At 65.2% G+C, this 11,993-nt stretch carries 12 protein-coding genes; 2 read left to right on the top strand and 10 right to left on the bottom strand.

Going from position 1 to position 11,993, the window contains the following annotated elements; translation table 11 throughout:
- Positions 1-261 precede the first annotated feature (261 nt).
- From ACXJL8_RS19705 to ACXJL8_RS19750, 10 genes are all read right to left on the bottom strand, one after another.
- Positions 262-1,815, bottom strand: coding sequence for a hydantoinase/oxoprolinase N-terminal domain-containing protein (locus ACXJL8_RS19705; protein WP_456685434.1), 1,554 nt, complete (start codon positions 1,813-1,815; stop codon positions 262-264).
- A gap of 6 nt (positions 1,816-1,821) precedes the next feature.
- Positions 1,822-2,928 (bottom strand): DUF917 domain-containing protein, encoded by a 1,107-nt coding sequence (locus ACXJL8_RS19710; RefSeq protein WP_456617796.1) that lies wholly within the window; start codon positions 2,926-2,928, stop codon positions 1,822-1,824.
- Positions 2,925-3,611, bottom strand: a complete 687-nt coding sequence (locus tag ACXJL8_RS19715) for an AroM family protein (RefSeq protein WP_456617795.1) — start codon at positions 3,609-3,611, stop codon at positions 2,925-2,927. Before ACXJL8_RS19715 ends, ACXJL8_RS19710 begins: the two co-directional genes overlap by 4 nt.
- Positions 3,612-3,613: 2 nt before the next feature.
- Positions 3,614-4,705 carry an ABC transporter ATP-binding protein gene (locus ACXJL8_RS19720; protein ID WP_456617794.1) on the bottom strand — a complete coding sequence of 364 codons (1,092 nt, stop codon included), beginning with the start codon at positions 4,703-4,705 and terminating at the stop codon, positions 3,614-3,616.
- Positions 4,702-5,766, bottom strand: coding sequence for an extracellular solute-binding protein (locus ACXJL8_RS19725; RefSeq protein ID WP_456617793.1), 1,065 nt, complete (start codon positions 5,764-5,766; stop codon positions 4,702-4,704). Before ACXJL8_RS19725 ends, ACXJL8_RS19720 begins: the two co-directional genes overlap by 4 nt.
- A 28-nt stretch (positions 5,767-5,794) precedes the next feature.
- Positions 5,795-6,598 carry an ABC transporter permease gene (locus tag ACXJL8_RS19730; RefSeq protein ID WP_456617832.1) on the bottom strand — a complete coding sequence of 268 codons (804 nt, stop codon included), beginning with the start codon at positions 6,596-6,598 and terminating at the stop codon, positions 5,795-5,797.
- Positions 6,599-6,669: 71 nt separating this feature from the next.
- The gene (locus tag ACXJL8_RS19735) at positions 6,670-7,545 is read right to left on the bottom strand and encodes an ABC transporter permease (RefSeq protein WP_456617792.1); all 876 of its coding nucleotides are present in this window, start codon (positions 7,543-7,545) and stop codon (positions 6,670-6,672) included.
- Complete coding sequence (locus ACXJL8_RS19740) at positions 7,542-8,324, bottom strand: IclR family transcriptional regulator (protein WP_456617791.1); 783 nt, start codon at positions 8,322-8,324, stop codon at positions 7,542-7,544. The genes ACXJL8_RS19735 and ACXJL8_RS19740 overlap by 4 nt, the downstream gene beginning before the upstream one ends.
- Before the next feature lie 181 nt (positions 8,325-8,505).
- Complete coding sequence (locus ACXJL8_RS19745) at positions 8,506-9,132, bottom strand: alpha/beta hydrolase (RefSeq protein WP_456617790.1); 627 nt, start codon at positions 9,130-9,132, stop codon at positions 8,506-8,508.
- A complete protein-coding gene (locus ACXJL8_RS19750) occupies positions 9,129-10,067 on the bottom strand; it encodes a ring-cleaving dioxygenase (protein ID WP_456617789.1) in 939 nt (312 codons plus the stop codon). Before ACXJL8_RS19750 ends, ACXJL8_RS19745 begins: the two co-directional genes overlap by 4 nt.
- Before the next feature lie 129 nt (positions 10,068-10,196).
- On the opposite strand from ACXJL8_RS19750, the gene ACXJL8_RS19755 reads away from it, so the two are divergent.
- Together ACXJL8_RS19755 and ACXJL8_RS19760 are read left to right on the top strand one after the other, a co-directional pair.
- Positions 10,197-11,126, top strand: a complete 930-nt coding sequence (locus ACXJL8_RS19755; RefSeq protein WP_456685435.1) for a LysR substrate-binding domain-containing protein — start codon at positions 10,197-10,199, stop codon at positions 11,124-11,126.
- Between the two features lie 376 nt (positions 11,127-11,502).
- Positions 11,503-11,979: a hypothetical protein gene (locus ACXJL8_RS19760; protein ID WP_456617787.1), complete on the top strand. Its 477-nt coding sequence runs from the start codon at positions 11,503-11,505 to the stop codon at positions 11,977-11,979.
- Positions 11,980-11,993: the final 14 nt, after the last annotated feature.

Below are 11,993 nucleotides of genomic sequence, written 5' to 3' on the forward strand. Positions count from 1 at the left end.
GTTCAAGGCCAGATTTGCTTAGGGGGTTCTGGCTTATCATCTCAATGATGTCGTCTGCCCCCGTGCCAGCCGCTTCTATTTCGATGTTGCTGTGCGAGACGCGCTGGTTTCATATTTCGGAATAATAGCATTATGCCCGTGTTTTGCCCGACGGGTCAAGTGGCTTCGCTGCCTGCGTAAGTCATTGATCTTGCTATCACCGGCTACTGTGCATGGGGTTGTTTTCGAGTTTTTTGCTGGACCGGAGGCGCACGGTGCCTGCTACGCCGCCGCCGGCAAATCCGGATCGGCGATCGCCCCTGCAACGCGGACGCGCACCCGCAGTGCGTTGCCGGGCAGATAGGCGATCGGCATGTCCTCGACGTCGACGGTCTTGAGGCTGTCGCGCGCAGCACCGGCCTGGACGGCGCGGTCCGCTGCGATATCGCGTGCGGCTGCGATCGCATCCTCGCGGTTGAGGTCGCGGAATACCTGGTCGGCTTCGCCAGAGACCTGTGCGATTGCGGCGCCCACCGCATTGGCGCAGTCGCCATGCGGCACGCGCACGATCTCGGAGATGCCCGGCAGGCGATCCGGCACCAGGAAGGCGCCGCCCCCGACTGCGAGCAGCGGCACATCGCCGGCTTCGGTCTTCATGCGGTCGATGTCTTCCTCGAGCTTGCGCCAGGCGTCGCGCAGCGCGGCCTCGATCAGACGCTTCGGCAATTTGGCGACGCGCGAGCGGTCGCCGATGTCGATCAGGCCGGCCGCCACCGCAATGTCGGTGGCGGTGAGGCGCGAGCCGCCGAACACCAGCGCATCCGACGTCAGCCGGTAGCCGACGCTGAGCGGGCCGACGCGGACCGGGTCCTCGTCGACATGGCTGCCGCCGCCGAGCCCGATCGACAAGAGGTCAGGCATCCGGAACAGCGTGCGGACGCCGCCGACCTCGACCACGGCATTGGCCTCGCGCGGAAAGCCGTGCCGGAGCTGGCCGATGTCGCTTGTCGTGCCGCCGACGTCGACGACCATGGCGTCGTCGAGGCCGGACAGGTGCGCGGCACCGCGCATGGAATTGGTGGCGCCGGAGGCAAAGCTCATCACCGGGAAGGCGGTGGCGATCTCGGCCTGCATGACGGTGCCGTCGTTCTGGGTCAGGAACAGCGGCGCATCGATGCCGCTGTCGGCGATCGCCTTGCGGAAGGCCGCGACCGTGGTGATGGCGAGGTCGTGCAGGGAGGCATTGAGGAGGGCCGCGTTCTCGCGTTCGAGCAGGCCGATGCGGCCGAGATCGTGCGACAGCGTCACTGCGACGTCGGGGCAGATATCGGCAAGGATCTCGCGTGCCGTCGTCTCGCAGGAGGGATCGAGCGGGGAGAAGCTCGAGCACACCGCGACCGAGCGCAGGCCCTTGTCTCTGATTTTTCGCGCGGCGTCCTTGAGGGCGGCGACGTCGAGCGGCATGAACGGGCGGCCGTCGTAATCGTGGCCGCCCTCCAGCATGAAGATGTCGCCGTTGACGAGCGCGGCGAGGTCCGCCGGCCAGTCGCAAAACGGCGGCAGCGAAGCGCTCGCGGGCATGCCGATGCGGATCGCGTCGATCTTCTGGACGTGGCGGCGCTGCACCACTGCGTTGATGAAGTGCGTGGTGCCGATCACGACCGCGTCGACCTTCACCGCGGCGGCCGGGTTGGCGCGCAGCGCCTTGAGCGCATCCAGGATGCCGGATGTCAYGTCGGCCGTGGTCGGGCGCTTGACGGAGTGGACGACCTTCTCGTCGACGATCAGCACGGCGTCCGTGTTGGTGCCGCCGACATCGATTCCAATACGCTTCATGGGATCTTAAGCTCCAGCCTCAGCGGGCGCGAACAGGGAACGGTAGTCGAGGTCGTAGCCGAAGGCGCGCGGGCCGACGAATTCGAGACCCCGGGGACTCGTGAGCACGGCCGGGGCCGGCAGCGCCACGACGGTGACGCGCTGGCCGTAGCGCACGGTCTCGGTGCCGACGCCGTGGCCGTTGACGCTGTCGAGCACGCAGATCAAATCGGGCGATGTCGCGATCGCCTCCTCGCCGCGCCAGGCCACGATCCATTCGTTCTGGAACGAGAGCTTGAGCCGGCTGCCGCGGTCGGCATCGCTGCCTTCGATCATGGCCGAACCGCGCAAGAATCCTTCGGTCGTGCGCCGGGCCACGTCTATGATCTTGCCGGTGAACAGCTTCTTGCCGCCCTCGGCTTCGAGCAGCGCGGCGATCGGGTCCTCGTGACGGCGATTTGCCTCCTGCACGGCGCGGCCGATGCGGATTGCCTTGGTGGTGGTGAAGTGGATGCCCCAGTCCTTCACCTCGCGCCCGGTGCGCGGTGCCTTGCTGGTCGAGGCGATCGAGCCCATCTCGACGCAGATCTTGCGGCTTGCCCGCTCCATCCACTTCCAGCTCGGCACTTTCGTCACCACAGCCTCGATGCCGCGCGGATCGTAGAGCGTGCACGGGTAGGGGCGCAGGTCCCCGATCGCGACCGACGTCATCTGCGCCTCGGGGAAGGCGCGGCCCATGCAGTCGGCGTCGACCACGGGAATGCCGAGATGGGCGGCCGCCATCAGCGCCTGCACGCCGTTACCGCCGCCGATCTCGACCGACATCACGGCGCGGAACTTGATGCCGTTGATCTCTTCCTGCATCCGCACCGCGCGCGCGATGTTGCGGCTGTCGGCGAGGCGTTCCTGCCCGACCAGTGGCGCGCCCATGTTGGAGACCACCGCGACCCAGTCGTCGTCGTCAAGGTCGAGCGGTGACATCAATTGCACGCGGTGCCCTTCGGCATAGAGCCGGCGCAGATTGAGCAGGCCGAGATAGGGGCTGCCGCCGCCGCCGGTGCCAAGGATCCAGGCGCCGACCGCAAGCGCCTCGATCTCTTCGAGGCTGATCGTCTTCAATTCCGGCTTGCTCACGACACCAGCTCCTCGACGATGCGGGCCGCGGCGGCAATGCCGAGGATCACCGGGCCGGGATAGGCCGTGCGCACACGCGCCTTGTTGGCGCTGGTGTAGCTGATGCAGTCCATCACCACGAGATCGGGCTCGAGGTCCGCCATCGTGCGCGCGGCCTCGTCGACCACGGCATCGTTGGAGCCGGGACGGAGCGTGATGCCGACGACCTCGACGCCTTCGCGCTGCCACTTCTTGTCGATCAGCGCGGTCTGCTCGGGCAGCGGCGAGAACACGCCGAGGCGGCCTTTCGGCAGCACGGCCTCGACGAGATTATGCAGGATGGCCGAAGGCAATATGACAAGGCCATCGGCCGCGAGATTGGGAAATTTGCCGGTGCAGGCCATCAGCGTCACGCCGACGCCCTCGTGCTTGAAACGGGTGATCTGCTGGCTGGCGCGCCGCTCCACTTCCTTCTTGCTGATGGTGACGCCGTCGCCGCTCGGCAGCAGCGTGAACAGCGTGTCGTAGCCGTCCATCGGCGGAATGGCGTCGATCTCCGCACGGCTCATGCCGTCGAGCGCGCCACGCAGCTCGATCTCGATGCCCGGCGACAGCACGGCTGCGATTTCGGAGGCAACGGTGGGACGCGGGCTCTGGCCGATCACGACCACCCCGATGCGCTGGTGCTTCAATGGCATGTTCATGTCTAGTCCTTCAAGACGACGAGATCGGCCGGCGTCCAGTCGAGCGTGACACCGTTGCCGGGAACGAACAGGCGGCTCGCGCCTGCATTGGGCTGCTGCACGAGGACGCGATGGCCGCCCTCGAGCACGATGCGGTAGAGCACCGCGCCGCCGAGAAAATTGGTGTTTTCGACGACACCGTGCGCGCAGGAGCCCGACGCGCCGCCTGCGGCATTGCCACGCGGCGAGAGGCTGATTTTCTCGGGACGCAGCGCCACCGAGAGCACGCCGGTGCCCTGCGTGTCCGCAGTGGGCGGCAATGCCAGGATCAGGCCCTTGCCGACGTCGAGAGCCGCGCCGGCGGCGCTTGCCGTGATGCGCTCGCCGCGAAATATGTTGGTGTCACCGATGAAGTCGGCGACGAAGCGGGTCGTGGGCTGGTTATAGATCTCGGCGGGCGTGCCGACCTGTTCGACCCTGCCGCCGTTCATCACGGCGATGCGATCGGACATCGCCAGCGCCTCTTCCTGATCGTGGGTGACGAAGACCAGGGTCAGGCCGAGCTTCTTCTGCAGCTGCTTGAGCTCGAACTGCATCTGCTGGCGCAGCTTCTTGTCCAGCGCCCCTAACGGTTCGTCGCAGAGCAGGACGCGCGGCGCGATCACGATGGCGCGCGCAAGCGCCACGCGCTGCTGCTGGCCGCCGGAAAGCTGGGCAGGTCGGCGATTCTCCAGGCCGGACAGCTCGACCATGGCCAACGCCGCCTTCACCTTGGTGGCGATGCTCGCCTTGTCGAGCCCGCGCATGCGCAGGCCGAAGGCGACGTTCTCGGCGACGGTGCGATGCGGGAACAGCGCGTAGTTCTGGAACACCATGCCCATGTCGCGCTTGTGCGCGGGCACATGGGTGATGTCGGCGCCGTCGACGCGGATCGCGCCCGAGCTCGGCGTCTCGAAGCCGGCGATCATGCGCAACGTCGTGGTCTTGCCGCAGCCGGACGGACCGAGCAGGGAGAAGAACTCACCCTGCCGGATGTCCATGCCCACGGCGTCCACCGCAAGCACGCCGCCGTCATAGACCTTGCTGACGCCGGCGATCTCGATCGACGCGCTCATGCGCGGAAGATCCGGTTGACGCGCTGGTCGATCTCGTCCTTGCGCTCGTTGTACCACTTCCAGTCGACCTGGATCAGCTTCGAGACTTTTTCCGGCGTGGTGAGCAGCTTGGCGTCATATTTCGCGTCGAGCTTCACCTTCTTGTTGGCCGGCGAATACCAGACGGTCTCCGCAAGACGCTTCTGCACCTCGGGGCGGAGCATGTAGTTGACGTAGGCGTTGGCGAGCTCCTTCATCTTGCTGCCGGGCGTGATGGTCAGGACCTGCTCCAGCGACAGCACGCCTTCGCTCGGCGCGACGAAATCGGTCGGCTGGTTCTGGCCGTCATAGCGATAGATGCCGGAATCGTGGATGACGCAGAGGCCGACCTCACCCGACAGCAGCATCTTCTCCATCGCACCGGTGAAATCGACGATCTTGATTGGCTTCAGCTTCTCCAGTGCTGCATAGGCCGCGTCGAGATCGGTCTGGCCCTTGCCGAACAGCGTGCCGCACATCATCAGGAAGGCCTGGCCGAGGCTGTTGACGGGAATGACGTAGCCGCCGCGAACGCCGTTGTATTTCGCGTCCCACAACTCTTTCCAGGAGGTGACGCCGGTATAGCCCTTGTCGGTGCGCATGCCGAGCCCGATGGCGCTGGTGAAGATCGAGACGCCGACGATCTTGTCGCTGATCGCATAGGGATAGACGTCGGCGAGATTGGGCACGAGCTTGGCGTCGATCTTGGGCTCGACCAGGCCCATTTCCGCTGCGGCCCACTGCTCGTTGGAGTTGGTATGCAGCACGTCATAGATCGGCGCCGAGCGCGAGCTCGCCTGGAGCTTTGGCAGATAAGGGAAAGCGGAGTCGGTCTGGAGCTTGCACTTGAACTCGCTCTCGAAGGCCGGACCGATCTCGGCCTTCATGATATCGCCCCACTTGCCGCCCCAGCCGGTGATGCGCAGCGTGGGATCGTCGGCGCGCGCGACATAGGGCGCTGCCATCGTGCCGATGCCGAGCGAGGCGCCCGCGAGCAGAAGGCGGCGGCGGCTGAGCCGAGAGGATTCCAGAGCTTTCACCATGTCTCGATTCCTTTGGGTGCAATGAGCGTTACAATTTGACGTAGGAGCGCAGGCCGACGGTGCGGTCGAGCCCGATGACGACGACAAAGGCGAGCACGATCGAAACCACCGAGGCAGCGCCGATGGTGCCGTCCAGATCGAACTTGAGATAGTTGAACAGCGTGACCGGCAGCGTCTCGTTGCCCGGGCTGACCAGGAACAGCGAGACCGGAAACTGGTCGAAGGAGACGATGAAGGCGAAGATCGCGCCCGCAAGCACGCCCGGCTTGATCAGCGGCAGCGTGACCTCGAAGAAGGTGCGCAACGGGCTTGCGCCGAGATTGCGCGCGGCCTCTTCCAGCCGCAGGTCGAAATTATGCAGCACCGCGAGCGTCGTGCGCACCACATAGGGCAACGTCACCAGCGTGTGGCCGGCGACCAGGCCCCAGGTCGGACGTCCGACGTCGAGCAGCACATAGGTCTGGAACAGCGCGAGACCGGTCAGGATCGCCGGCAACATCAGAGGCGAGAGCATCGTCGCGACGATCAGCCGGGTGCCCGGCAGGTTGCCACGCGCGAGTGCCAGCGCCGCGGAAGCGCCGAGGATCGTTGCCGATATGGTGGTGAGGACGGCGACTTCGAGGCTGAAGCCGAGCGCATGCATGAAGTCGCGCGAGGCAAAGAATTTCTCGAACCAGCGCAAGGAGACGCCGACCGGCGGAAACTGGATGAACGGCGTCGGGTTGAGCGCAAAGACGACAACGACGGCGATCGGTGCCAGCAGGAAGACCAGGATGGCGATGTTGATGGTGAGATAGACGTACCGGCCATAATGTCGAGGAGCGGCGGCCATACGCACGGGCGCTGCAGCGTGGTCGGGCGCGAGTGATGGACTGTGCGAGGTAGAGGCTCCCATCGTCGGCCTCACTGCAATTCGCGCTGGCCGGAGACGAGGCCGAGCGCGTGGTTATAGGCGATGACGAGGATGAGCGAGATCATGAGCAGGATGATGCCGAGCGCTGCCGCGAAGCCGACGTTGAAGTTCGCCGAGATCTGCTGGTAGATCAGGATCGGCAGCGTCATGATCTGGAAGCCGCCGAGCAGGATCGGCGTGACATAGGCGCTGATCGCGAGCGCGAACACCAGCAGCGAGCCGGCGAGGATGCCGGGCAGGCTGAGCGGCAGCGTCACCTCGATGAAGGCGCGCAAGGGGCTGGCACCGAGATTTTCAGCGGCCTGCTCCAGCCGCTCGTCGATGCGGCCGATCACGCCGGTGAGGGTCAGCACCATGAAGGGGACGTAGATGTGGACGAGCCCGACCACGATGCCGGTCTCGCTGTACATCAGCTTCAGCGGCTGGCTGATCACGCCGAGCGAGATCAAGGTCTGATTGATCACGCCCTTGTCGGAGAGCAGCGTCATCCAGGCGAAGGTGCGGACCACGATGCCGGTCAGCATCGGCGCCAGCACCGCCATCAGCAGCAGCGCATGTCCGGTGCGGCTCCTGATCCGGGCCATCCAGTGTGCCAGCGGATAACCGATCGCGAGCGCGACGAGGGTGGTCACGAGCCCGATCCGGATCGTGGTCCAGATCACCTCGAGATAATAGGGATCGTCGACGATGCGGGCGTAATGGCGCGTGGTGAAGGCGACCTTCGGCGCCACCACCGGATTTCCGGTGAGCACGCTCATCAGCGCCATCAGCCCGATCGGGAGGAAGAAGAACAGCGCAAACAGCAGCGCGCTCGGCAGAATGAAGAGCGCAAGGCCGTTGGGACGCGTGGTCGCGGCGCCGCTCATCGCGTCCCCGTCTGAATGCGCGTTGCATCCTGATCGAGCGAATCGCCGGTCATGCGCCTGAGCTTTGCGGCCATCGCCGCCAGCTCGCGGCGGACATTGGCGCGCTCGGCGGCGGTGGTCGCCTGCACCGAATAGGACACCGCGATCCCGATCATCTCGCCGGTCTCGCCGCTCTTCAGCGCAAAGCCTTGCGAGCCGACGCCCTCGATCGATTCATCGGCTGCCTCGGACACGCCGATGCGGCGGATCTCGTCGAGGCGCGTCATCAACTGCTTGAAGTTCTGCGGCGAATTGCCCGGCAGTTTTGGGTAGGTGGCCGGCACCCGTGCCCGGATGTCCTCGTCCGGGAGGCGCGCGAGCATGGCGCGGCCGTTCGAGGTGGCGAGCGCCGGCGTGCGCTGGCCCGGCGGGTTGACCACGCGAAGCGGGTTCGAGCCCGGCACGATCCGGAGCACGACCTGCTCGTAGCCGTCGAGCACGGCGATGTAACCGGTGTGCCCGGTGCGCGCGCAGACCTCGCGCAGCTCACGCTCGGCCATGCTGATGAGATCGTCGTGGGCGCGGTGCAGCCGGCCGAGCTCGAAGGTGAGGAGGCCGGGGCGGTAGCGGCGGGTGTGCGGATCCTGCTCGAGCAGGCCGCAGTCGCGCAAGGACCGCAGCAGCCGCGAGGTCGAGCTCTTCGGCTTGCCGGTCAGCGCCATCACGTCCGCGAACGACAGATCAGGCCGCGCGCTGGAAAAGCAGCGCAGGATCTCGATCGCGTTGGTGAGAGCACTCATGCAGGCTGGCCCAAGGGAGTTCCAATTTTCGGAACCTTGTCCCAAATTCTAAGCCTGACGCGGAAACGGGCAAGCGGAAATTTCCGGCAGGGTGGTGCCCGATTGCGCAGATGCGGCGGAAGGTCGCTCGCAGGTCTTCGAAGCGGCGCACCGAGGGCGAACGGTGCGCCGCTTCTTGGGATCAGGCCGCTTCGGCCGCGACGTTGCCGATCCAGTCGCGGGCGAGCGTGACGTCGGCCTGCGACAATTGATGGCCCGCCGGCAGAACCTTGTGAGTCACGCTGGCGCCAGCCTGCGACAGCAGCGCAGCGAGCCGTGCCGAGTTGCTCGCCGGCACAATTGGATCAGCCTGCCCGGACAGGAGCAGGACGGGTTTGCCGTCGAGTGCGGCCTTTGGCGGATCCGACAGCGGCACCATGGCGCGTAGCAGGATTGCGCCTGCCAACGCGTCCGGCTTCAGCAGCAACAGCGCGGCTGCGATGTTGGCGCCGTTGGAAAAGCCGACCGCGACCGGCGCCGTGACGCCGTAGCGTTGCCGGGCGTCTGCGACGAAGTCGCCGAGTTCGAGCGCGCGGCGGCGAACATCCTCCTCGTCGAACACCCCTTCGGCGAGGCGGCGGAAGAAGCGCGGCATGCCGTGCTCGAGCACGCGGCCGCGCGGCGAGAGCAGGGCCGAGCCGGGCGAGATCATCTTGCCGAGCCCAAGCAGATCGTTCTCGTCGCCGCCGGTGCCGTGCAGCAGCAGGAGCGGGGCCGAGCCCGCGCTGGTCGCGGGCTCGAAGCGATGGATGAACGCACTCTCGGTCATGACACGCTCTCTTCCAGGCTCGGCAAAACGCCTTCGATCTGCTTGCGGTGTTGTTCGAGGAAGCTCGGCAGCTTCAGATCACGTCCCAGCGTCGCCACGGGTTCGTCGACGGCGAAGCCGGGGATGTCGGTCGCGATCTCGAACAGCACGCCGCCGGGCTCGCGGAAGTAGATCGAACGGAAGTAGTTGCGGTCCCGCTGCTCGGTGGGGTGCAGGCCGTGATTGCTTACGAGCTGCTGCGCCATCTTGCCTTGTTCAGCGTCGTCGGCCGCGCGGAAGGCGATGTGGTGCACCGACCCGCCACCCTGATGCCCGCGCAGAAAACCCTTGGCTTCGTAGATGTCGACGACGCTGCCCTCGACGTCACCGGGCGCCTTGAAGCGGATCACCGAACCTTCACGCGCGGTTTCCTTGAAGCCGAACACGTCGGTGAGGACGGCAGCCGTCTTCGCCGCGCTGTCGAGCAGCAGCGTCACGCCATGGAAGCCGCGGATCGCGTGCTCGGCCGGGACGTCGCCATTGCTCCAGCCCGGCTCGTTCTCGGCGCCGGGGACCCCGACCAGGGCCAGCGCCATGCCGTCCGGATCGGTGAACGGCAGCACGGATTCGCCAAAGCGCTTCTCCAGCGCTTCAAAAGCGATGCCCTTCTCGATGAAGCGCTGGGTCCAGTAGCCGAGCGAACGCTGCGGCACGCGGAACGCGGTCTGATGGGTCTCGCCGACGCCGCGGCGTCCGGCAGGCGCGCCAGCCCAGGGGAAGAAGGTCAGGATGGTCCCGGGACGGCCGGTCTCGTCGCCATAATAGAAGTGATAGGTGCCGGGGTCGTCGAAATTGACCGTCTTCTTGACGAAGCGCAGCCCAAGGTCGCGGGTGTAAAAGCCGAAATTACGGATGGGGTCGCCGGCGATCGCGGTGACGTGGTGCAGTCCAGACATTGTCGTCCTCCAGAATTCGGGGAGCGGTCTTGCTCTGGCGGGAAATATCGTTCCGCTTTGGATTGGAGACAATCCGTGCAAATATGACGTCTATGTCTACGATTTGGAAACAATCGCTGGAGCGGGCGCTTGGATAAGGTCGCCAGCCTCCGGGCCTTCGTGAAGGTGGTCGAAAGCGGCAGTTTTGCCGAAGCGGGCCGCCAGTTGCGCCTGTCGCGCTCGGCGATCAGCAAGTACATCGCCGATCTCGAGGAGAGCCTCGGCGTCCAGCTCCTGAACCGGACCACTCGCCACGCGAGCCCGACCGAGAACGGTCAGCGCTATTTCGAGCGCGCGGTCGTGATCCTCTCGGAGATCGAAGCCGCCGACCAGGCGGTAGCGCAGGCCCAGTCGGCACCGAGGGGGCTGTTGCGCGTCAACGCGCCGATGTCGTTCGGCACGATGCGGCTTGGACCCGTGCTCGCCGATTTCATGGCACGCTATCCGGAGCTTCAGCTCCAGATCGTGCTCAGCGACGATCTGCTCGACCCCGTCCAGGACGGTTTTGACGTGACGCTGCGGATCGCGGAGCTGGAGTCCTCCAGCCTGATCGCACGGAAGATCGTGCCGGTGGCGCGCATGATCTGCGCCTCGCCGGATTATCTGGCGCGTCACGGCACGCCAAACCATCCGCAGGATCTGCGCGAGCATGCCTCGCTGACCTACGGCTTCCTCCTCACCGGCAATCAGTGGAAGCTCACCGGCACTGATGGCGATCACTGGATCCAGCCGGCCTGGTCGCTCTGCGTCAACAATGCCGAAGTGCTGCGAGATGTTGCGATCAAGGGCAGGGGGTTGGCGCTGCTCCCCGAATTCATTGCCGCGGAGGCCTTGAGAAAGGGCGAGCTGCGCGCCGTGCTGGACGATTACTCGGCGCCGCCGCTCGCGCTCTATGCGGTCTATCCGCCGACGCGGCATCTGTCAGTGAAGGTGCGGCTGTTCATCGACTTCCTGGTCGAGCATTTTGGCCGCGAGGAGGGGACAGGTGGCGGGCGCAGACGTGCGGAGGCTCGGTCGTGAAGGCATGAATCTGCCGGGCTACGGTGCGGTGGGCGGCATGAGTTCTATTCATTCGTCAACATTGGTGACAGTAATTCGCTCTTCCGCGAACGATTGGAAGAAGTCCGGCGACCAGCAAAGACCATGAGGATTGTGCCTGTGCTGAGAGTCCCCGCGCTTTGGCTGGATACGATTATACCGTGACAGAAACCTGAACTTTCTTCCCGTCGCTTGGGACTCATATTTGCGTCCCGACTTTGCGCCTTAGGACAGAGTGCTTCAGCCGCTGCCGGGGCGTTGCCAAGGGCTCTCTTCCGTGCCACCGCGAAGAGCCGGGGCATGACGAGTAGCTCGCCAGCACTTCTCAACTTGATTTCAACAAGCGCAGGAGGAAGCTATGCGGAAGTCTCTCACCTTTTTCCTTTCTGGCGTGATATTGGCCGTCGCGGCGTCAACAGCCGTAGCCGGTGAGCGGATCCTCGAGTTCAAGCTGGTCACGAAGCCGATCGACCTCAAGGTCATAGAGGCCGCAAACATCGAAGGACAGACGGTTGTGTCTGGCAAATTCTTTGGTGTCGCCGTATTCAACGATGGCCGTATCGGAGTGAAAGAGTTCGTCAATACTTCGGACCTGCTCAAAGGGTCGGGCCCCTTCTTCGGCTATAGCACCTACACGTTCGAGGAAGGCTCGATTACGGCGCGCTACACCGGTTCGGCCAAAGACGGCAAATCGACGGGCGAATACACAATCCTGTCGGGCACCGGTGCCTATGCGAACGCCACGGGTACGGGAACAATCGAAAGCGCTCCGAACCCATTCAAGGGCGTCAACCTGCTCAACATAAAGCTCGTCGTTAAAACCTCGGGCTCGTGACAGCTGTACACAGG

This window comes from Bradyrhizobium sp. P5_C11_2, from assembly GCF_054049755.1.

Excerpts from the sequence above, each read along its gene's own strand:
- ACXJL8_RS19730 (WP_456617832.1), bottom strand. The coding sequence starts at position 6,598 with ATGGCCGCCGCTCCTCGACATTATGGCCGGTACGTCTATCTCACCATC.
- ACXJL8_RS19720 (WP_456617794.1), bottom strand. The coding sequence starts at position 4,705 with ATGAGCGCGTCGATCGAGATCGCCGGCGTCAGCAAGGTCTATGACGGC.
- ACXJL8_RS19760 (WP_456617787.1), top strand. The coding sequence starts at position 11,503 with ATGCGGAAGTCTCTCACCTTTTTCCTTTCTGGCGTGATATTGGCCGTC.
- ACXJL8_RS19735 (WP_456617792.1), bottom strand. The coding sequence starts at position 7,545 with ATGAGCGGCGCCGCGACCACGCGTCCCAACGGCCTTGCGCTCTTCATT.
- ACXJL8_RS19745 (WP_456617790.1), bottom strand. The coding sequence starts at position 9,132 with ATGACCGAGAGTGCGTTCATCCATCGCTTCGAGCCCGCGACCAGCGCG.
- ACXJL8_RS19725 (WP_456617793.1), bottom strand. The coding sequence starts at position 5,766 with ATGGTGAAAGCTCTGGAATCCTCTCGGCTCAGCCGCCGCCGCCTTCTG.
- ACXJL8_RS19750 (WP_456617789.1), bottom strand. The coding sequence starts at position 10,067 with ATGTCTGGACTGCACCACGTCACCGCGATCGCCGGCGACCCCATCCGT.
- ACXJL8_RS19715 (WP_456617795.1), bottom strand. The coding sequence starts at position 3,611 with ATGAACATGCCATTGAAGCACCAGCGCATCGGGGTGGTCGTGATCGGC.
- ACXJL8_RS19740 (WP_456617791.1), bottom strand. The coding sequence starts at position 8,324 with ATGAGTGCTCTCACCAACGCGATCGAGATCCTGCGCTGCTTTTCCAGC.